Below are 21095 nucleotides of genomic sequence, written 5' to 3' on the forward strand. Positions count from 1 at the left end.
AGATCGACAGGAGATAACCCAGATGCGTGTTGCCATCATCGGCCTCGGCCGCATGGGCGCCGGGATCGCCCGCCGCCTGATGCGGGCCGGCCATGACGTGATTGCCTATGATGTGTCGGAAGAGGCCGTGGCCAGGCTGGTGGAACAAGGCGGGATGGGCGCCGGCTCGCTGGAAGAGGCTGCCAGCAGGTTCACGGGCCAGAAGGTGTTCTGGGTCATGCTGCCGGCGGGCGAGATCACCGAGACGACGATTGCCAGGCTGGCCGATCTGGCCGCACCGGGCGATATCGTGATCGACGGCGGCAACTCGTTCTACAAGGACGATATCCGCCGTGCCAAGGCCTTGGCGGCCAAGGACATCGCCTATGTCGATGTCGGCACTTCGGGCGGGGTCTGGGGCCTTGACCGTGGCTTCAGCATGATGGTCGGCGGGCCGGACGATGCCGTGGCGACGATCGATCCCATCCTCGATGCCCTGGCTCCGGGTCTCGGCACGATCGAGCGCACCGCAGACCGCGCCGCCGATGCCGATCCGCGCCCGGAAAAGGGCTATATCCACGCCGGCCCGGCCGGTGCGGGCCACTTCGTGAAGATGGTCCACAACGGCATCGAATACGGCATGATGGCCGCCTTTGCCGAAGGGTTTGATATCCTCAAAAGCAAGGCGTCGGACAAGCTGCCCGAAGACGAACGCTTCGATCTCAACCTGCCCGACATTGCCGAGGCATGGCGCCGGGGCAGCGTCGTCTCGTCGTGGCTGCTGGACCTGACCGCCGAGGCGCTCGCCCGCGACCATGCGCTCGATGGCTTTGCCGGCAACGTGGCGGATTCGGGCGAAGGCCGCTGGACGGTGGAAGCCGCGATGGAAGAAGCCGTGCCGGCCTATGTGCTGTCTGCCGCGCTCTATGCCCGCTATCGCAGCCGCAGCGAAACCACGTTTGGCGACAAGGTGCTTTCGGCCATGCGCTTTGGCTTTGGCGGCCACGTGGAAGGCAAGTAAGCTGCCCCGAATTCTCCGGCGGGAAAACGCGCTCAACGTGTTTTATCGCCGGAGCGCGATATTGATGATAGCGCAACCACCGGCAATTTCCTATCTGGCAGGCCACACCCGCGCGGGGATCCGCGCGCAACGGCAAAGGAGCATGCGCCCATGAACGGTGCCTATCTGATCGGCGGCGAAAACCGCACCAGCAGCGAAACCTTCGGCGGGATCGAAGCCGCCACCGGCCAGCCGCTCGACGGCGCGTTCTCGATCACCCCGCAGGGCGATATCGCCCAGGCCTGCGCTCTCGCCGCCGCCGCGTTCGACGCCTATCGCGAAACCACGCCCGCAGCGCGCGCCGCGTTTCTGGAAGCCATCGCCACCGCGCTCGAAGCCCGTGCCGAGGCGATCATCGCGCGCGCCATGCTGGAAACCGGCCTGCCGCAGGGCCGCCTTGCCGGCGAACTGGGCCGCACCACCGGCCAACTCCGCCTGTTCGCCACGGTCGTGCGCGAAGGCGCCTGGGCCGGCGCAGTGATCGAGGCGGCGCTGCCCGATCGCCAGCCGCTGCCCCGCCCGGCACTGGCCTCGCGCACCATCCCGCTCGGGCCGGTGGCCGTGTTCGGTGCTTCCAACTTCCCCCTCGCGTTCAGCGTTGCGGGCGGCGACACCGCCTCGGCCCTCGCCGCCGGCTGCCCGGTGGTGGTCAAGGCGCATCCCGCGCACCCCGGCACCTCGCGCCTGGCCGGTGAAGCGATTGCCGAAGCGGTGGCCCAGTGCGGCCTGCCCGGCGGCGTGTTCAGCCTGGTCCAGGGGCCGGGCAACGACATCGGCACCGCGCTGGTGGCCGATCCGGCGATCAAGGCGGTCGGCTTCACTGGGTCGCGCCGGGGTGGCGTGGCGCTGATGGCCGTGGCCGCCGCCCGGCCCGAACCGATCCCGGTCTATGCCGAAATGTCGTCGATCAACCCGGTGCTGCTGTTCCCCGGCGCCCTGGCAGACCGCGCGGAAGACCTGGGCAAGGCCTATGTCGGCTCGCTCAGCCTGTTCGCCGGGCAGTTCTGCACCAATCCGGGCCTGGTCATCGCGCTCGACAGCCCCGATCTCGATCGCTTCCTCGCCGCTGCCGCGCAGGCGCTGGCGGGCGTGGCGCCGCAGGTGATGCTGACCGGCGCGATTGCCGCCGCCTATGCCAAGGGTATCGCAACCCTTACGGCGGGCGAAGGCGTGTCGATCGTCGCCGCCGGGCCTGACGGCAACGCGCAGAGCGGCGCCGCGCGCCTGCTCACCGTCGATGCCGCGCATCTGCTGGCCAACCCGGCGCTGACCGAAGAAGTCTTCGGCCCCTCCTCACTGGTCGTGCGGGCCAAGAGCACGGACGAAATCGCCGCGCTGCTCGAAGGGCTGGAAGGCCAACTCACCGCCACGCTGCATATCACGGACGCCGACCATGCCCTGGCCGCGCCGCTGATCCCGGTGCTGGAACGCAAGGTTGGCCGCATCCTCGCCAATGGCTGGCCCACCGGCGTGGAAGTGAGCCGCTCGATGGTCCATGGCGGGCCGTTCCCCGCCACCAGCGACGGGCGCTCCACCTCAGTCGGGGCGATGGCGATCCACCGCTTCCTGCGCCCGGTCTGCTATCAGGCGCTGCCCGACGCGCTGTTGCCGCAAGCGCTCCAGGCCGCCAATCCGCAAGGCCTGCCGCGCCAGACTTTTGCCTGACACCCGCGCGCCCGCCGGCTCTCCTGCCGGCGGGCGCATCTTTCCATTCGCGAACAATGGCGTATGGACGGGGCATGACGTTTACCGACATCGCCCGGCGCACGTATGATCACAATTTCCGGCTCGATCCGATCGTGCGCAGCCTGCTCGACACGGATTTCTACAAGCTGTTGATGTTGCAGATGATCCGGCATGTGCACCCGGATGTTGCGACCACCTTTTCGCTGATCAACCGCACCACCAGCGTGCGCCTGGCCGATGTGATCGACGAAGCCGAACTGCGCGCGCAGCTCGATCACGCGCGCACCGTGCGCTTTACCAAGAAAGAGCTGATCTGGCTGGCCGGCAACAGCTTTTATGGGCGCCAGCAGATGTTTGGCCCCGATTTCCTGGCCTGGCTCGCCGATTTCCGCCTGCCCGAATACGAGTTGCACCGCCGCGACGGGCAATACGAACTGCATTTCGCCGGCCCCTGGACTCACACCACGATGTGGGAAATCCCGGCCCTCGCAATCATCAACGAACTGCGCTCGCGCGCCGCGCTGCGCGACAAGGGCAAGTTCGCGCTCGATGTCACGTTCGCCCGCGCCAAGGCCAAGCTGTGGAACAAGGTGGAGCGGCTGCGCGCCCTGCCCGATCTGGTGCTGTCGGATTTCGGCACGCGCCGCCGCCATGGCTTCCTGTGGCAGCGCTGGTGCGTGGAGGCGCTGAAGGAAGGGCTGGGCGATCGCTTCATCGGCACGTCCAACGTGCTGCTGGCGATGGACGCCGATCTGGAAGCGATCGGCACCAATGCCCATGAATTGCCGATGGTGGCCGCCGCGCTTTCCCGCAATGATGCCGAACTGGCCGCTGCGCCCTATCGCGTGCTGGAGGAATGGCGCCAGCACTACAACGGCAACCTGCTGATTGCCCTGCCCGACGCATTCGGCACCGCCGCGTTCCTGCGCAATGCCCCCGATTGGCTGGCGGGCTGGACCGGCTTCCGCCCCGACAGCGCCCCGCCGATCCCCGCCGGGGAACAGATCATCGCGTGGTGGCAGGCCCATGGCGTCGATCCGCGCCAGCGCCTGCTGATCTTTTCCGATGGCATGGACGTGGATTCGATCGAGCGGACCTATCACCACTTCCACGGCCGCGTGCGGCTCAGCTTTGGCTGGGGCACCAACCTGACCAACGATTTCCGCGATTGCGCGCCCGATGGCGATAGCGCGCTCGAACCAATCTCGCTGGTCTGCAAAGTCACCAGCGCCAATGGCCACCCGGCGGTCAAGCTGTCGGACAATCCGGCCAAGGCCACCGGCGACCCGGCCGAAATCGCCCGCTACTTGCGCGTATTCGGCCGCGAAGGGCTGGCCCCGGCGCCAGTCACGGTCTAGCCGCCGCCCGCGCGCGCACCTGTGCAAAGGTGTGGCGCACCAGCATCTGGCCATTGCGCCATACCGGCCGCATCAGGTCTTCGTCTGCCGCCACCGTATCGCGCCGCGCGGCGACCATGGCGCCATCGCGCAAGACCACGGCCTGGCGCCCGGCCTTGCTCGCCTTGGCTGGATCGGTCGCGGGGCTTTTGAACACATCGTGCCACACCCCGTCGGCGTCGCGCATGGCATTGGCTTTCATGGCAAAGCGCAAGGTGTCGCGGTTCACTTTCTGGAGCAGCCCAGCGCCCATGCCGAAAGCGATGTTGTCGATGGCAAAGCCCGTCTCGACCAGCCGATCGATCAGGCGGCCGATGGTCTCCAGCGTCATCCCGTCGCCCTGGATCACCCGCACGTGCGGATCGAGCACGCGAAAGCCCTTCGCATTGACCGAGCCGCCAAACGCCTCCCACAGCGCGGCGATCGTGCGCAGCGGCGTTTCGATCGGGTCGCCGCTGTCGGGCCGCACCACCAGCGTGCCCTGGCGGCCCAGCACTTGCGCGCGCAAGCTGCCGCCCCAGATATCGCGCACTGCCGCATCCAGGTCATAGCTGTCGGACACCACCGCCACCAGCCGCCCCTGGCCATCGAAAGCGTCGAGCATCGTGCGATAGGCCTCCGCCTCGCGCGCGCGGCCCCAACTGGTGATCGTGCTGTGTTCGGCGGCGGGGATCGAGAAGCCGGCAATATCGGCATCGTAATAGCGGCGCGCCGCCAGCAGCGCTTCCATCGTGTCGGTGCCCTGGAAATTGACGAGGTGGGCCATCCCGCCCAGCCCGGCGCTTTCCGCACTGCTCACCCCGCGCGCGCCGAAATCGTGCAGTTTGAACGGCAACTGGCCTTGCGGATCGTCGCTGGTACGTTCCAGCCCGGCCAGGATCACCTGGCGGCATTGCCAGCTCATCGTCGCCACCGTGCTGGGATACCACACCGCGCGCAGCAGCGCCGTTTCCACGAAAGTGGTCAGCCAGGGCATGCGCGGATCGGTGTTTTCCACCTGCACCAGCGGCACGCCGGCGGGCACCACCATGCCTTCGGGCAAGGCGCGGATCTCCAACGGCAGGTGCCCGCCATGATCGGCCACGATCGTGCTCCACCCGGCGCGGTTGAACGGCACGCCATGCGCCGCGCAAAGTGCCTCTGCCTCGTCCACATCGGCGCGCGTCACCGGCCGTCCGAGATAGTCGATCAGATAGGGTTGCAGGCCCAGGAACAGCACCTGGTCGCTGGCCCCGCCCGGCCGCGCCTCGACATAGGCGCTGATCATCTCCGCTTCGGGCGGATATTGGCGGAAATGGCTCTGCTTGTAGCTGTCGGTGGCCAGGATCGGATTGGTCATGATCCCCCTCCCTCACACGCCGCGCGCCCTGCGGCAAGACTCAAGGGCGGCGCTATCCGGCGCTTTCGGCCGCCATCGCCTTGGCTAGGGCATCCAGCGCCGCCGGGCTGGTCTGCGCCACGTTCCAGCGCAGGAACGGCGCGGCGCTCTGGCTGGGGCTGAACACGTTGCCGGGCGCCAGGATTACGCCATGGGCGAGGCAGCGCTGCGCCAGGGCGGCGCTGTCCAGCCCGGCCGGCAGGCGGCACCACAGCGTAAAGCCCGCCCCGTCTGCCCCGCTGACGGTCAACCCCAGGCTCGCCAGCGCCTGCGCGCTGTGCCGCCGGGCGCGGTCCAGCTTGCGGCGCAATTGCTCCATGTGGCGGCGATAGGCGCCCTGGCCCAGCACATGCCCGATTGCGGCACTTGCCAGCGGGCTCGGCCCACCAAAGCCGGTGGCAAGCTGCAAGTCGGCCAGGGCATCGATCCATTCCGGCCGCGCCGCGATATAGCCACAGCGCACGGCGGCGGAGATCGTCTTGGAAAAGCTGCCGATGCGGATCACGCCGGACAGGCCATCGAGCGCTGCCATGGTGGGGCGCCCAGGTGCGAAATCGGCGAAGATATCGTCCTCCACGATCACCATGCCGTGCGCCGCCGCCAGCCCCGGCAGGCGATGCGCGGTGGGCAGCGCCAGTGCGCCGCCGGTGGGGTTGTGCACGCCGGAATTGGTAAGATAGAGGCGCGGCCGCTCTGCCGCGACAACGGCGGCAAACACCGCCGGATCCGGGCCACTCGGGCCGAAAGGCACGCTCACCGCGCGCGCGGCATGGGCCGCCACCAGCGCCTGGTAATTGAAATAGCACGGATCATCGAGCAGCACCGTGTCGCCGGGGCGCAGCAGCAGGCGGCAGATCAGGTCTGCCGCTGCCGAACCAGATGCCGTCAGCAGGATGCGATCGGGATCGCAGACCAACCCCTCTCCGGCAAAGCGCAGGGCAATCTGCCGGCGCAACGCGGGATCGCCGGCAGTCGAACCATAGTGCAGCAGGTTGGCCGGATCGCGCATCGCTTCACGCAGACCGCGTTGCAGCGCCGCCTGCGGCATCCAGTCCGCCGGCAGCCAGCCGCAGCCCGGCATCGCCACCGCGCCGCTCTCGTCCAGCGACTGGCGCGAAACCCAGAACGGATCGATCGCATGGTCGCGGCGGGGGGCGTTGGCCGCCGGGCCGGCCGGGGCGCTGGCCAGGTGGCTAACGAAAAAGCCCGATCGCGGCACGGCTTGGATCACCCCGTCGGCCACCAGCCGGTCATAGGCCTCCACCACCGTCGCCGGCGACACGCCAAAGCGCGCTGCGCTCTGCCGCACCGAGGGCAAGCGATCACCGGCGCAGAGCAGGCGCGCGGCAATGCGGCTGCGAATGCCGTCGATCACCTGTTGCGTGCGGGGTGCCGTTGCCACCTGTATTGCCTTCAGAACCGATACAGAAAGGCATAACTGTATAGCTCTGTCTCTGGCATGGCTACCCTCTTCGCGGCAAGGCGCTGCTTCCAGCAAAGCAATCACGGAAGGAAGCGGGAACCATGCAGGCGCGCCACAAGGGCTGGGCGAACGGATTGACGGCAGTGGTGTTGTTCGGCGGATCGATGCCGGCCACGCGCCTGGCCATCACCGGCCTGGCGCCACTGCTGCTGACCAGCGCGCGCGCTCTTATTGCCGGGCTGCTGGGGTGCGCGCTGCTCGCGCTGGGTCGCCAGCCCTTGCCGCGCGGCCGGCAGTGGCGCGCCCTGGCGATTGTCGCAGGCGGCTGCGTGCTGGGCTTTCCGCTGCTCTCGGCGCTGGCGCTCCAGCACATCTCGGCCACGCGCTCGCTGGTCTTTACCGGGCTGCTGCCACTCAGCACCGCCAGTTTTGCCGTGCTGCGCGGCAAGGAACGCCCCTCCCCCGCGTTCTGGGCCTTTGCCGCACTGGGCGCGGCGGCGGTGGCCGGATTTGCCCTGGCGCGCAGCAGCGGCGGCTCGCTGGCCGGCGATGCGCTGATGCTGCTGGCCGTGGCTGTCTGTGGCTTGGGCTATGCCGAAGGCGCCGTGCTGACCCGCGCGCTGGGCGGCTGGCAAGTGATCTGCTGGGCGCTGGTGCTGTGCCTGCCCGCCGCGCTCATCGGCACGCTGCTGCTGCGCCCGGCCACCGGCCTTGCCGCTATCGGCTGGGCAAGCTGGGCGGGGCTTGCCTATGTCTCGATCATCTCGATGCTCGTCGGCTTCATCTTCTGGTATCGCGGGCTGGACCTGGGCGGGATCGCCAGCGTCGGGCAGTTGCAATTGCTCCAGCCTTTCGTCGGCCTCGTCCTCGCCGGCCTGGTGCTGGGGGAAGCCGTCAGCCCGGCGACGCTGCCGGTCATGGCCCTGGTCGCCGCCAGCGCGCTCGGCGCGCGGCGCTTTGCCTGACGGCGCCATTCAGCACTTTCGGCCGTACTCAGGATCATTGCGGCCCATTGCGCGTTCCCACCGGACCTTCCCCCCAAACGAGGATTGCATCCGGCCATGGCCTCCCTTCCGCCGACCGCGCATGTCAACGGCCTGCCGCAGGCTTTGCCAGACGATCCCCGCCGCACCCTGCTCGACTGGCTGCGCCATGACCTGGGCCTGACCGGCACCAAGAAAGGCTGTGACCACGGCCAATGCGGCGCCTGCACCGTGCTGGTCGATGGCCGGCGCATCAATTCCTGCCTGTCGCTCGCGGCGCTGCACGATGGCGACCACATCGAAACGATCGAGGGCATCGGCCAGCCCGAAGCACTGGCGCCGTTGCAGCGCGCCTTCGTGACCCACGACGGCTTCCAGTGCGGCTATTGCACGCCCGGCCAGATCTGCTCGGCCACGGCGCTGATGGCGGAACTGAAGGCGGGCTGGCCCAGCGCGGTCAGCGCCGATGTCGCCGCCCGCCCCAACCCCACCCGCGAGGAACTGCGCGAGCGGATGAGCGGCAATCTCTGCCGCTGCGGCGCCTATTCCAACATCATCGCGGCGCTCGAAGAGGTGATCGCGAACGAGACCACCGAGACGGGAGCCCCGGCATGAAGCCCTTCGCGCTTGATCATGCCGCCAGCCCCGACGCCGCGCTTGCCGCGCTGGGCAAAGGCGCCACGGCGATTGCCGGCGGCACCAACCTGATCGATCTGATGAAGCTTCAGATCGCCACGCCGGAACGGCTGGTTTCGATCCGCCGCACCGGGCTCGACCGGATTGCGCCGGATGGCGATGGGCTGCGCATCGGCGCGCTGGTCACCAATGCCGATTGTGCAGCCGATCCCCGTGTGCGGCAGGACTGGCCGCTGCTGTCCCAAGCCATCCTGGCCGGCGCCAGCCCGCAATTGCGCAACCGCGCCACCACCGGCGGCAACCTCTGCCAGCGCACCCGCTGCGGTTATTTCTACGACACCACGCAGGCCTGCAACAAGCGCGAGGCCGGTTCGGGTTGCGCCGCGCGCGATGGGTTCAACCGCATCCATGCCGTGCTCGGCACCAGCGACGCCTGCATCGCCACCTATCCCGGAGACATGGCCGTGGCGCTGCTGGCGCTTGATGCCGTGGTGCTGACGCAAGGCCCCTACGGCCCGCGCCAGATTCCGCTCGCCATGTTCCACCGCGAGCCGGGCGATGATCCGACGCGCGACAACGTGCTGCAACCGGGCGAATTGATCACCGCGGTGCGCCTGCCCGCGCCCACTGGCGGGCGCCAGATCTATCGCAAGGTGCGCGATCGCGCTTCCTATGCCTTCGCGCTCGTCTCGGTGGCGGTGGACCTGACCATGGAGGAAGGCCGCATCGCCCGCTGCGCGCTGGCGTTCGGCAGCCTGGGCACCGTGCCTTGGCGCGATCCTGCGGTGGAAGAGGTGCTGATCGGGCAAGAGCCTTCCCCCGCGCTGTTTGCCCGCGCCGCCGAGGTGCTGCTGCACCACGCGCGCGGCTTTGGCGCCAACGATTTCAAGATTCCCCTTGCCGCGCGCGCCCTGGCCGCGACGCTGGCGCAAGCGACGAAGGTTTGACCGCGATGCACCTTCCCCTCTCCGAAATGTACAACGAGCCCGACGATCGCAACGTGCTCGATCGCATGCGCCAGGGCGTGATCGGCCAGCCGCTGGATCGCCCGGAAGGCGCGCTCAAAGTGAGCGGCCAGGCGACATACGCTGCCGAATGGCGGATCGATGGCTGCGTCGAAGGCGTGCTGGTCCTGGCCGAAATTGCGCAAGGGCAGGTTACCGCGATCGACCGCGATGCGGCGCTGGCGCGTGACGGCGTACTGGCGGTGATTGCCGATCCGGCGATGACCCGCCGCTCCGCACAGGGCATGGCGGCCAAGGCGCCGCAGCAGGATGCGGCCAAGGTGGAATACTTCGGCCAACCCGTCGCGCTTGTCGTCGCCCGGACCTTTGAACAGGCCCGCGATGCTGCTGTGGCGCTGCGCGTGGACTATGCCGATGCCGCAGAGCCCGTGCCGTTCGACCCGCATGCGCCGGACGTGAAGGTTGAGGCGCCGTCAAGCAGCAAGCCGGTGGAAGGCGGCGACCTGGACCAAGCCATGCGCGACGCCGCGTTCAGCGTGGACGTAGAATACGATACCCCCGGCCACGCCAGCGCCGCGATGGAACCCCACGCCACCATCGCGCAGTGGCAGGGCGATAGCCTGATCCTCCACGGCAGCTACCAGATGCTGGCCTACAACGTGAAGGAAATCGCCGATTGCCTGGGTATCTCGCCCGACAAGGTGCGGATCATCGCGCCCTATGTCGGCGGTGGCTTCGGCTCCAAGCTGGGCATCACCCATGAAGCCGTGGCCGCTGCGCTGGCCGCCCGCGAGCTGGGCCGCCCGGTGCGCGTGGTGATGAGCCGTCAGCAGGTGTTCCAGACGGTGATGCGCCGTTCCGAAACGCGCCAGCGCGTGCGCCTGGCGGCCGATGCCGGCGGCCGGTTGATCGGCCTGGGGCACGAGGCGCTGGTTTCCAATCTGCCGGGCGAAAAGTTTGCCGAGCCGGTCACCCAGGCGACCGAGTTCCTCTACGGCGGCGAAAACCGTTTGCTCAAGGTGGAGGTGGCGCGGATCAGCCGGCTCACCGCCGGATCGGTGCGCGCGCCGGGCGAAGCGGTGGGCATGCAGGTGCTCGAAGCCGCGATGGACGAACTGGCCGAAAAGATCGGCATCGATCCGATCGAACTGCGCAAGCGCAACCTGCCCGCCACGGTGCCGGTGCAGGGCACGCCCTACTCCTCCCGCATGCTGACCCAGGCGCTGGAGCAGGGTGCGCAAGCCTTTGGCTGGAGCGCGCGCCAAGACCGGCCGTGCCAGACCCGCGATGGCGACTGGTGGGTCGGCATGGGCGTGGCCAGCGCGGCCCGCGTCAACATGATGGTGCCGGCGCAGGCCCGCGTCACGCTGCGCGCCGATGGCAGCGCACTGGTCGAAACCGACCAGACCGATATCGGCACCGGCTCTTACGCCATCCTTGGCCAGATCGCCGGCGAAATGCTGGGCCTGCCGATGGCGCGGGTGGACGTGAAGCTGGGTGACAGCGCCCTGCCCCCCGGCGCTGGGTCGGGCGGCAGCTTCGGCGCGATATCCACCGGTTCGGCGGTACTCTACGCCTGCGAGGAAATCCGGAAGCGGCTGGCCAAGATCCTGGGCTGCGCCGCCGAAGAGCTGGTGCTCAAGGACGGCACCGCCAGCCATGGCGATGCCGCGCCGCGCCCGCTGCGCGACGTGCTGGGCGGCGAAGACCTGACCACGACCGGCAAGATCAAGCCGGGCAAGACCGCCAAGGCCTTTTCCCAGGCCAGCTATGGCGCGTTTTTTGCCGAAGTGGGCGTGCATGCGTTCACCGGCGAAGTGCGCGTGCGGCGGATGACCGGCGTGTTCGGCTTTGGGCGTGTGCTCAACGCCAAGACGGCGCGCTCGCAGTGCCTGGGCGGCATGGTTTGGGGCATCGGCAGTGCCCTGACCGAGGAACTGGCCTTCGACACCCGCGACGGTCACCTGGTCAACCACGACCTCGCCGAATATCACGTGCCGGTCCATGCCGACGTGCCGGCGATCGAGGTGATCCTGCTGGAAGAACGCGATGCGGCGGCCAGCCCGCTCCAGGCCAAAGGCGTGGGCGAACTGGGCATCTGCGGCGCGGCCGGCGCCATTGCCAACGCGGTCTACAATGCCTGCGGCGTGCGCGTGCGCAGCTTCCCCCTCACGCTCGACAAGATCGTGCCCTCGCTGCCCGATCCGTTTGCCCAGACGCTTTGAAAGGACGCCCTTCGATGTTGCAGCCCCCCGTGCGCTACACGCCCGATCTGGAACAACCCCAAGCCGACGAGGCCGAAACCGACGCCTCGCTGGAAAAATCGTTCGATCATATCCTGGAAACCACGGCCAAGGATTACGGTCGCCCGGTGCGCGCGGTCCATGCCAAGGCCCATGGCCTGTTCGAGGGCACGCTGACGGTCGATGCGCACTTGCCGCCGGAACTGGCGCAGGGCCTGTTCGCGCAGGCCGGGCGCTATGCTGCGGCGCTGCGCGTCTCGACCAATCCGGGCGACATCCTCGACGACAACGTCGTGCTGCCGCGCGGCATGGCGCTGAAAGTGGAAGGCGTGAGCGGCGATTTCCTGCCCGAGGCGGAAGGCGGCGCGCAGGATTTCCTGTTCGTCAACAGCCCGGTCTTCGCCACGGCGAGCGCCAGCCAGTTTGCCAGCAAGCTCAAGCTGCTGGCCGCAACCACCGATCGCGCGCCGGGCGCCAAAGTGGCGCTGTCCACCGTGCTGGGCTTCATCAACAGCGCGCTGGGCAAGGTCGGGCTTGAGTCGGGTGCGCTCTCCGCGATGGGCGGAGCGCCGCAAGTCCATCCGCTGGGCGAAACCTATTTCTCGACCACCCCGTTCCGCTATGGCGAGCACGTCGCCAAGTTCCGCCTGCGCCCACTGTCTCCGGCGCTGACCGCGCTCACCGGCCAGGTGATCGACACCAGCGGGCGCCCCGATGGCCTGCGCGAAACCCTGCGCGAGGATGCCGCAAACCTGACCGGCGAATGGGCATTCGAGGTGCAATTGCTGCGCAACATGGACAAGCAGCCGGTCGAAGACGCGAGCGTCGAATGGCCCGAGGATGTCTCGCCGTTCGTGCAGGTCGGCACGCTGCGCATCGAGCCGCAGGATAGCTGGAGCGCCGACAAGGTGCAGCGGATCGACGAGACACTGCACTTCTCGCCGTGGAATGCCCTGGCCGCGCACCGCCCGCTCGGCGGCATCAACCGTGCCCGGCGCCGCGCCTATCGCCATTCCGCCGATTTCCGCGTGGCGATGCAGCAGGGCTGCCCGGTGGCCCACGCGGAGGAAACGGCTCCATAATTCGGTCGTCGCCCCGGGCTTGACCCGGGGCCCCGCACAACTTGGCGGGTGGAGGTCGGACTTAGGCCTCCACGCGCACCGGCACCCCCTTCGAGGCCGGCGTGTCGGACAGCTTCTCGCGCAGGCTCAGCGGCACCAGCGCATTGAGTTCAGGGAAATAGCCGGCCACTGTGCCGGCAGGCAGATCATAGGCCACCACTTTCAGCCCTTCCACCGCGCGCCGGGTCTCCGGCTCTGCTGCGGTTACCAAGGTGATGCGCTGCCCTTCGGCCAGACCCAGGCGCGCGATCTCCGCAGGCGCCATCAGCGCCACGGTGCGCTCGCCCGAGAGCCCGCGCAGCCGGTCGTTCATGCCATAGATCGTGGTGTTGAACTGGTCGTTGGAGCGCAGCGTGATCAGGCGCAGCGTATCGGCGGCTTCATCCTGCGGCCCGGCGTTGAGGACGCTGGGGTCGGTGAATTCGGCCTTGCCGCTCTGCGTGTGCCACACCCGGCGCCGCGCGTCGTTGCCGCGAAAAAACCCGCCCGGCTCGTGCATCCGGCGGTCCATGTCGTGGAATTCCTTGGGATAGGTCTGTGCGATCAGATCGCGGATGCGCGCATAGTCGCCGCGCCATTCGTCCCAGCGCCAGCGCGGGTTGGCCGGCAGGCTGGCCTTGGCCAGTTCGCACAGGATCGCGGTTTCGCTCAGCAGGTGCTCGCTGGCCGGCTTGCGCCGCCCCATCGAGCTGTAGATGTGGCTGAAGCTGTCCTCGATGCTGACGAACTGGTTGCCGCTGCCCTGGATGTCTTCCTCCGACCGTACCAGGCAGGGCAGGATCCAGCTTTCCTTGCCCGGCAGCAGATGCGTGTGGTTGAGCCGCGTGGCAATATGGACGGTCAGGTCCATCCCGCGCCATGCCGGATGCACGCGGCTGTGGTCGGGCACCGCCATGGCCAGGTTGCCACCAAGCCCCACGTAGACGCGGTTGCGGCCTTCCAGCAGCGCCTCCAGGAACTGAGCGGTGTTGTGGCCATCCTCCGGCGGCGTTTCCAGCCCGAGCACCTCGCGGTATTTATCCACCGGCGCCAGCGCGACTTTCTCGGTGATACCCACGGTACGTTGCCCCTGCACGTTGGAGTGGCCACGGATGGGCGAGCAACCAGCGCCGGGCCGGCCGATATTGCCGCGCAGCAAGAGCAGGTTGACCAGCAGGCCGATCGCCTCGCTGCCGTGGACCTGCTGCGTCAGGCCCATGCCATAGATGCCGATGACTGCCTTGGCCTCGGCGTAGACATCGCCGGCCGCTTCCATTTCGGCGCGGGTGACGCCGCTTGCCGCTTCCAGCGCGTCCCACCCGGTCGCGTCCAGCTTGGCGCAAAAGGCAGCGAAGCCGTCGGTATGCTGCGCAATAAAATCCTGGTCGAGCAGGCCTTCCTCGCGCCCGGCGCGGGCCAGCACATGCTTGCAAACGCCCATCAGTGCGGCAATGTCGCCGCCCGGGCGCACTTGCAGGTAAAGGTGGCTGAGCCGGGTCGCCTTGCCGGTCAGCATTTCCAGCGGGCTTTGCGGGTTGACGAATTCGACCAGCCCCGCTTCCTTGAGCGGGTTGAAGGTCACGATCTTGCAGCCGCGTTTCACCGCCTGTTGCAGCGGGTGCAGGATGCGCGGCGAGTTGGTGCCAGGGTTCTGCCCCAGGTAGAAGATCGCGTCGCACTGCTCCAGGTCTTCAAGCTGGCACGTGCCGACCGGCGAGCCGATCACTTTCTTCAGGCCCACCGAGGTGGTCTCGTGGCACATGTTGGAGCTGTCGGGCAGGTTGTTGTGCCCCAGCGCCCGCGCCCATACCGCATAGAGATAGCTCGGCTCCAACGCCGCCTTGCCACTGGCGTAGAATGTCATCGCCTTGGCCGGAATGGCTTTCAGCTTGCTGCCGATCGCGGCAAATGCCTCGTCCCAGGTGGCGCGCACATAACGGTCCGTCGCCGGATCATAGCGCAGCGGCTCGATCAGCCGGCCTTCCCGCTCCAGTTCGTTGGCGCTCAGGTGCCACAGCTCGCTGACCGTGTGCGCCTCGAAAAAGGCGGGCGTGCACCGCGCGCTGGTCAAGTCCCACAGCGTGGCCTTGGCCCCGTTCTCGCAAAACTCGAAAGCCGCCGGATTGGGCGGCTTGATCCAGGCGCACGAGGTGCAGGCCGTGCCATCGGGCTTGTTGAGGTGCCGCAGCGTTTCCAGCGCGCCCGGCCCGGCGCGCTGCGACAGTTCGGTGGCGGCAATGCCTTCCAGCGATCCCCAGCCCCCGGCCGCTTCGGGCACCTCGATCGCGCGTGCCTCTGCTTCCGGGGTCTGGCGGTCGGTCATGGTCGGGTCGTCCTGTGTCAGGGGTTGGGCGGCGCACCTAAAGTTACAGGCACAAAACTGTCGTCACCCCGGACTTGATCCGGGGTGACGCTAATTTTCTTTCCCGGCCCACGACAAGACGCGTAACCGGGAGCTAGCCCAGGTTACGATGATGGAAGGTGGACGCCAGCGCCCACCCCCAACCATCACGCCAAGGCGCGGACCTTCGGCTCGCGGGCGAAGTGGCGAACCGGGCCGACCTTGAGCAGGTCCGCGTTCGGCACCACGCCGTCGTCCTTTTCCACGCCGGCCTTGTCCAGGATCACTTGCGTGCCGGGGCAATGCGCGATGGTCTTGCAGTGGCCATAGGCATCCATGAACCACTGCACCGCCGCGCCCTGCTGCGCCAGCTTGGCCGCTTCATCGGGCATGAGCACCGAGGCCACGGCATCGAACATTACCGAAGGCGAGCCGTCGAGCTGCCCATCGGCCTTGAGCGTGCCGCCCTTTACCGCGATGCCGCCAACCTTGGGCGCCACCAGGAACGCCGTGCCGCCGGCCTTTTCGATGCCCTGCCTGAGCTCGTCGATCGTGGCCTTGTCCGATCCTTGTGCAAACAGGATGCCCACCTTGCGGCCGGCAAACGTGGCCTTGGCCTGCTTCTGGATGGACAGCGCATCGGACGGCTTCATCTTCACCAGCTTGCGCGCCGCCGGGGCCTTTTCCGGCAGGTCCATCGCCAGCCCGTCGGCCACGCGCGCAGCCAGGCTTTCATCCACATTGCGCAGGCGCGACAGCACGCGGGCACGCACGTGTTCGAGGCTCACTTTCGACAGCTCGAAGACCAGCGCCGAGGCCATGTGCGCCTGCTCGCTCTCTGTCTGCGAGTGGAAGAACAGCGCCGCCTGGCTGTAGTGATCGGCAAACAGGTCGGCGCGCACGCGGACCTTCTCGGTGGGATCGTTGCGCTCGCCGTTTTCGCGGAACGAGGTGAAGCCGGTGTCCTGGCTGGCACGAGGGCCGCTGTCCTCGCCCGCTTCGTCCAGCGAGTTCGGCTCGTAGTTGGCGCGGCCCTTGGGCACCAGCGTTTGCATCAGCCCGTCACGCTGCATGTTGTGGAACGGACACTTGGGCGCGTTGATCGGGATTTGGTGGAAATTGGTGGTGCCCAGGCGCGATTTCTGCGTGTCGAGATAGGAAAACAGGCGTCCCTGGAGCAGCGGATCGTTGCTGAAATCGATGCCGGGGATCACATTGGAAGGCAGGAACGCCACCTGCTCGGTCTCGGCAAAGAAATTGTCGACATTGCGGTTGAGCGTCATGCGCCCCACGATCTCCACCGGCACATCTTCTTCGGGGATCAGCTTGGTGGCATCGAGCACGTCATAGGGCTGCTTGGCCGCCCATGCCTCGTCGAACACCTGCACGCCCAGATCCCACGCGGGGAACGCGCCGCTCGCGATGGATTCATGCAGGTCGCGGCGGTGGAAATCGGGATCGGCCCCGGCGATCTTGACCGCTTCGTCCCAGATCAGCGACTCCATGCCCTGCACCGGCTTCCAGTGGAACTTGACGAAACGCCCTTCGCCCTCGGCATTGACCAGGCGGAAGGTGTGGACGCCAAAGCCTTCCATCATGCGCAGCGTGCGCGGAATGGCGCGGTCGCTCATCGCCCACATGATCATGTGCATCGATTCCGGCATCAGGCCGACGAAATCCCAGAACGTGTCGTGCGCGCTGGCCGCCTGGGGATAGCCGCGATCGGCCTCCATCTTCACGGAGTGGATCAGGTCGGGAAACTTGATCGCATCCTGGATGAAGAACACCGGAATGTTGTTGCCGACCAGATCCCAGTTGCCTTCGTCGGTGTAGAACTTGACGGCAAAGCCGCGCACGTCGCGAGGGGTATCGACCGATCCGGCACCCCCGGCAACGGTCGAAAAGCGGGCAAACACCGGGCAGGTCTTGCCCGCTTCCTGGAACAGGCCGGCCTTGGTCAGTTCGGGGATGGCCTTGGTCACTTCAAACACGCCATGTGCGCCCGAACCGCGCGCGTGGACGATGCGCTCGGGAATGCGCTCGTGGTCGAAGTGGAAGATCTTCTCGCGCAGGACGAAATCCTCGAGCAACGCTGGCCCGCGCGCCCCGGCCTTGAGGCTGTTCTGGTTGTCGGCCAGGCGGTGCCCGAAGTTGTCGGTCAGATAGGCTTCTGCTGGCGCGCCCGTCGGCGCATCCTGATGGGTTTCCCCGCCGTTGCCGGCCGTGGTGGCATAGGCCGCGTGGCCCGCGCCGGGCTGGTGATCGTGCAGCGCGTGGTCGAGGGCCGGCGCAGTCTTGCCGGCAGTGTGCTTGGGAGGCTTGGCCATCAGGTAAAATCCTCTTGGGAACGGCGCGCACGGCCTTTCGCCTGGCGAGACGCGACGTCCCCGCACAGTGCGCTGGATAAATGAAACGAATGCGTTCAATAACGCAGAAGCCCCCGCGCCGCTTGGGACACGGGGGCTCTTAGTGAATGTTTGTCAGTACACCGTGCCCTGCTGGCGAGCTTGGCGCTTGGCCATGTAGCGGGTCGCGAGCCAGCCGCCAGTTGCGGCCGCGACAAAGCCCACAGCGCCCATGCGGCGCAGCACGGTGGCGGCCGCCACGCCAAGCAGCGCGCCGCCGCCTTCGCTCATGCCGGGGGTGCGCTCGGCAATCTTCTTGCCGACCATTGCGGATACGATCTTGCCAATCACGAGGCGCCCTTTCGCTCGATGGAAATCAAGGGCGTAAACGTTCGCAGCAAGGCATCGTTCCAGAATTCGCAGGCAGCGGCACCGGAGCGGACAACGCCTGAGCCCGCCCCGGCGCCGGCACGATCAAACCTTCTGGCCCACGCTCGGTGCCGGCGCGGCCGGGGCATCGGCCTTGGCAGGCACGGCCTGGGCGTTGGGCTTGACCGCGCTACAGGCATCCGAGGCGGCCTGCGTCACGCGCGGCGCTTCCGCTGTGCCGCCTTCGGAACTGTAGGAGATCGTGCGCGTGCATCCCGATGCGTCGGTCGTTGACGAAACATAGGTCATGTGCACACCCTTGGGCAGGTTGCGCATGTCTGCCACGGTCACGCCGGGCGCGCCATTGCCTGCGGCAGCCTGGGCCATCGCCGCGCGCTGCATCAGTGCGGCCTGCTGCATCATCGCCTGAGCCTGCTGGTCCATCATGGCCGAGAACATTGCCATGTGCGCAAATGGATCGGTTGCAGGATCGTCCGCGACCGGCTGGATGGCGATGCGCGGAGGCACTGCGCCCCGATACTGCACTTGCGCCACCGAACCATCGGGCAGGCTGACCAGCATGGTGTGAAGGTCCGCCGTCGCGGCCTGGGCAGCGCAGGCCCCGGCCACCGACAGCGCGGCGGCGCCGATCACGAACTTTGCCACAAACTTGGGAAATCCGGGCATGGATAGAGCTCCTTCTGCTTGTCCGCCGCAGAAATTTCCGCCGCCTGGCTGAACGCCCGATGAAGCCGATCGTCAGGTGCGACAAAGCGCGAGCGGCCCGCCGCAACCGGTCGTTGGATGAGACAACGCCGCGCAAGGTCAGCCCCTGCCAACGCATGTCGGTTGACTGGCTGGCCATATAGGATAGGGGGGTATCCTATGGGACATCTCAGCACGGACAATGACGCGCTCATCAAGCGGGTGCGGCGGCTTATCGGACAGCTCCAGGCGATCGAGCGCGCCCTGGCCGGTGGAGACGACTGCACCACCACCCTTCACCTGGCCGCGGCGGCGCGCGGGGCCATGGGCGGATTGATCGAGGAACTGATCGAATCCCACCTCAAGGCCCACGTTTCCGCCCCCGGCCTTTCCGCGCAGGAACGCGATGAGGGGGCGCAGGCGCTGATCGCCGCAATCCGCCGCTATGCCAAGTAAGCGCCAGGAACCGACACCATGACCACGCCCCTTTCCCACGATGCCGCTGGCCAGATGGCGCACGATCACGATTTCCTTGGCGCCACACACGATGCCAATGCGCGCCGCACGCGGCTGGTCGTGCTGCTGACCGCCACGATGATGGTGGGCGAAATCATTGCCGGCTATGCCACCGGATCGATGGCGCTGCTGGCCGATGGCTTTCACATGGCGACCCACGCCGGCGCGCTGGGCGTGGCCGCGCTGGCCTATGCCTATGCCCGCCGCCACAGCCACAATCCCGCCTTCAGCTTCGGCACCGGCAAGGTCGGTGACCTGGCGGGCTTTGCTTCCGCCCTCGTCCTGGCGCTGATTGCGCTGGCGATCGGCGTGGAGTCGCTGCTGCGCCTGTTCAGCCCGGCCAAAGTGGCGTTTGGCGAAGCCACCGTCATCGCCGCGATCGGGCTGGCCGTGAACCTGGCGAGCGCCGCGCTGCTGGGCCATGGCCACGATCATCATCACCATGGGCATCACCATGACCACGATCACGCCCATGGGCACGAGCATGACCATGGCCACCACCATGGGCACGGCGACAACAACCTGCGCTCGGCCTATGTCCATGTGCTGGCCGATGCGCTGACCTCGGTCATGGCCATCGTGGCCTTGCTCGCCGGGCGCTATCTCGGCTGGGTCTGGCTCGATCCGGTGATGGGCATCGTTGGCGGGATCGTCATCGCGCGCTGGGCCTGGACGCTGATGCAGGACACGGCTGCCGTGCTGCTGGACCGCACCGACGCGGGCATTGCCAAGGCGGTGAAGACCGCCATTGCCGCGCCGGGCGACGTGCACCTGACCGACCTGCACGTCTGGCGCATCGGGCCAGAGGCGCATGCCGCCATCGTCAGTGTGCGCCCGCTGGGCGAACCGCTCGACATCCAGGCGCTGCGCCATCGGCTGGCCGGGATTGCACCGCTGCGCCACGTCACGATCGAATTGCATTGATCCGGGCGGTTGCCAGCAGGGTGACGATGGCCAGGGCCGTGCCCGCACCCAGCGCGGTCAAGGCGGTCTCTGACAGCAGCAGTGGCCGCCCCAGCATTTCCGCCACGGCCAGCGCCGCCGAACCAAAGCTGAGCGTCACGACCAGCCAGCCGACCGCCCGGCGATAGCGCCGCACCTGGCCCGTGCGGCGGGCGGCCCCGCGCAGCAGGCGGCCCACGATCTGGCTGTCAAGCGTATCGGCCAGGACCATGCCCGTGGCAAAAGCAGCAGCAATCGCCAGCACGGCCGGCACGCCACCCCGCACAGTGGCCGCCGCACCCCAGGCCGCAGCCTGGGTGGCCGTATCGAACACCAGGCCAAAGATCAGGCCGATGGCGATGATCGCGGCGGGGTGCGTACTCTCCCGCAAGGGCCTGGGGATCAGCGCCGAACGCCAGCCCACCGGGACATAGTCGGCGCGGACAAGCAGCGCGCGCAGGTTCATGCTGCCCACCAGCAACAGCAGGGCAACCACCAAGCCATCGACCAGCGGCCCCGTCCAGGCCGGGATCGCCAAAGCCTTTGCCGCCAGGGCCATGGCCAGCGCCACCACCGCCACCGACAAGCTGTGCCCGCAGGCAAACAGCGTGCCGGTCCACAGCGCCAGGCGCGGCCGCGTCTCCGCAGTGCGAAACACGATGCTGTCGATCACGGCGATATGGTCGGGATCGAGCGCATGGCGCACGCCCATCACGAACATCAGCCAGAGCGCGGCGGTTTCCAGCATCATGGCTCTTCCCCCAGCCGCAGCCCGCGCGTTTCGAGACGCGCGAGGCGATCGGGCAAGGCCCGCGCGATCGCCAGGCGGCGCGGACGCGGCGCTTTCTTCCATTCGCGGCATTCGTCCAGCGTGCGGCCGCAAGCGCGGCACCAGCCGGAGCGCGCGTCGAAACGGCAGAGGCCAAGGCACGGGCTTTTCATGCCGGCAGCGGGGAACTGGAAACGGATGTCATGCAGATTTATGTAACGTTATATTATATCATTACAAGCTTGAAAATAGCCCCGC

The 21095-nt window shown here is 67.7% G+C and carries 18 protein-coding genes; 10 read left to right on the forward strand and 8 right to left on the reverse strand.

Annotated features, from left to right (window positions below; all coding sequences use genetic code 11):
- Window positions 1–22 precede the first annotated feature (22 nt).
- The 3 genes from gnd (at window position 23) to pncB (ending at window position 4083) form a co-directional block, all read left to right on the forward strand.
- Complete coding sequence (gnd, locus tag IE191_RS13355; protein WP_191324867.1) at window positions 23–1000, forward strand: phosphogluconate dehydrogenase (NAD(+)-dependent, decarboxylating); 978 nt, start codon at window positions 23–25, stop codon at window positions 998–1000.
- Window positions 1001–1150: 150 nt separating this feature from the next.
- Window positions 1151–2704, forward strand: coding sequence for an aldehyde dehydrogenase (NADP(+)) (locus tag IE191_RS13360; protein WP_191324868.1), 1554 nt, complete (start codon window positions 1151–1153; stop codon window positions 2702–2704).
- Window positions 2705–2778: 74 nt separating this feature from the next.
- On the forward strand, window positions 2779–4083 hold the full coding sequence (gene pncB, locus IE191_RS13365; protein ID WP_191324869.1) for a nicotinate phosphoribosyltransferase: 1305 nt from the start codon (window positions 2779–2781) through the stop codon (window positions 4081–4083).
- Here the strand turns inward: pncB and IE191_RS13370 are convergent.
- Together IE191_RS13370 and IE191_RS13375 are read right to left on the reverse strand one after the other, a co-directional pair.
- The gene (locus IE191_RS13370) at window positions 4073–5461 is read right to left on the reverse strand and encodes a nicotinate phosphoribosyltransferase (RefSeq protein WP_191324870.1); all 1389 of its coding nucleotides are present in this window, start codon (window positions 5459–5461) and stop codon (window positions 4073–4075) included. The two genes, pncB and IE191_RS13370, sit on opposite strands and share 11 nt — an antisense overlap.
- A gap of 52 nt (window positions 5462–5513) precedes the next feature.
- Window positions 5514–6902: an aminotransferase-like domain-containing protein gene (locus IE191_RS13375; protein ID WP_191324871.1), complete on the reverse strand. Its 1389-nt coding sequence runs from the start codon at window positions 6900–6902 to the stop codon at window positions 5514–5516.
- 122 nt (window positions 6903–7024) lie between these two features.
- Here IE191_RS13375 and IE191_RS13380 point away from each other — a divergent pair, with 122 nt between their 5' ends.
- From IE191_RS13380 to IE191_RS13400, 5 genes are all read left to right on the forward strand, one after another.
- Complete coding sequence (locus IE191_RS13380) at window positions 7025–7888, forward strand: DMT family transporter (protein ID WP_191324872.1); 864 nt, start codon at window positions 7025–7027, stop codon at window positions 7886–7888.
- A 96-nt stretch (window positions 7889–7984) separates the two neighbouring features.
- The gene (locus IE191_RS13385; RefSeq protein ID WP_191324873.1) at window positions 7985–8521 is read left to right on the forward strand and encodes a 2Fe-2S iron-sulfur cluster-binding protein; all 537 of its coding nucleotides are present in this window, start codon (window positions 7985–7987) and stop codon (window positions 8519–8521) included.
- Window positions 8518–9489, forward strand: coding sequence for an FAD binding domain-containing protein (locus IE191_RS13390; protein WP_191324874.1), 972 nt, complete (start codon window positions 8518–8520; stop codon window positions 9487–9489). Before IE191_RS13385 ends, IE191_RS13390 begins: the two co-directional genes overlap by 4 nt.
- 5 nt (window positions 9490–9494) lie before the next feature.
- On the forward strand, window positions 9495–11732 hold the full coding sequence (locus tag IE191_RS13395) for a xanthine dehydrogenase family protein molybdopterin-binding subunit (protein WP_191324875.1): 2238 nt from the start codon (window positions 9495–9497) through the stop codon (window positions 11730–11732).
- A 14-nt stretch (window positions 11733–11746) separates the two neighbouring features.
- Entirely contained in the window at window positions 11747–12832 is a 1086-nt protein-coding gene (locus IE191_RS13400; RefSeq protein ID WP_191324876.1) for a catalase family protein, read from the forward strand.
- Window positions 12833–12893: 61 nt separating this feature from the next.
- Here IE191_RS13400 and IE191_RS13405 read toward each other — a convergent pair whose 3' ends face one another.
- From IE191_RS13405 to IE191_RS13420, 4 genes are all read right to left on the reverse strand, one after another.
- A complete protein-coding gene (locus tag IE191_RS13405) occupies window positions 12894–15173 on the reverse strand; it encodes an FdhF/YdeP family oxidoreductase (RefSeq protein WP_191324877.1) in 2280 nt (759 codons plus the stop codon).
- A gap of 185 nt (window positions 15174–15358) precedes the next feature.
- The gene (locus IE191_RS13410; RefSeq protein ID WP_191324878.1) at window positions 15359–17518 is read right to left on the reverse strand and encodes a catalase; all 2160 of its coding nucleotides are present in this window, start codon (window positions 17516–17518) and stop codon (window positions 15359–15361) included.
- Between the two features lie 153 nt (window positions 17519–17671).
- A complete protein-coding gene (locus tag IE191_RS13415) occupies window positions 17672–17863 on the reverse strand; it encodes a hypothetical protein (RefSeq protein ID WP_229815355.1) in 192 nt (63 codons plus the stop codon).
- 147 nt (window positions 17864–18010) lie between these two features.
- Entirely contained in the window at window positions 18011–18592 is a 582-nt protein-coding gene (locus IE191_RS13420; RefSeq protein ID WP_229815356.1) for a hypothetical protein, read from the reverse strand.
- Window positions 18593–18790: 198 nt separating this feature from the next.
- Here IE191_RS13420 and IE191_RS13425 point away from each other — a divergent pair, with 198 nt between their 5' ends.
- The gene (locus tag IE191_RS13425) at window positions 18791–19066 is read left to right on the forward strand and encodes a metal-sensing transcriptional repressor (protein WP_191324880.1); all 276 of its coding nucleotides are present in this window, start codon (window positions 18791–18793) and stop codon (window positions 19064–19066) included.
- Between the two features lie 18 nt (window positions 19067–19084).
- Window positions 19085–20050, forward strand: coding sequence for a CDF family Co(II)/Ni(II) efflux transporter DmeF (gene dmeF, locus IE191_RS13430; RefSeq protein ID WP_191324881.1), 966 nt, complete (start codon window positions 19085–19087; stop codon window positions 20048–20050).
- Here dmeF and IE191_RS13435 read toward each other — a convergent pair.
- Entirely contained in the window at window positions 20031–20819 is a 789-nt protein-coding gene (locus IE191_RS13435; protein WP_229815357.1) for a HoxN/HupN/NixA family nickel/cobalt transporter, read from the reverse strand. The two genes, dmeF and IE191_RS13435, sit on opposite strands and share 20 nt — an antisense overlap.
- On the reverse strand, window positions 20816–21010 hold the full coding sequence (locus IE191_RS13440; protein ID WP_191324882.1) for a DUF1289 domain-containing protein: 195 nt from the start codon (window positions 21008–21010) through the stop codon (window positions 20816–20818). The genes IE191_RS13435 and IE191_RS13440 overlap by 4 nt, the downstream gene beginning before the upstream one ends.
- Window positions 21011–21095: the final 85 nt, after the last annotated feature.

Source organism: Novosphingobium pokkalii (genome assembly GCF_014652855.1).
Classification (GTDB): Bacteria; Pseudomonadota; Alphaproteobacteria; order Sphingomonadales; family Sphingomonadaceae; genus Novosphingobium; species Novosphingobium pokkalii.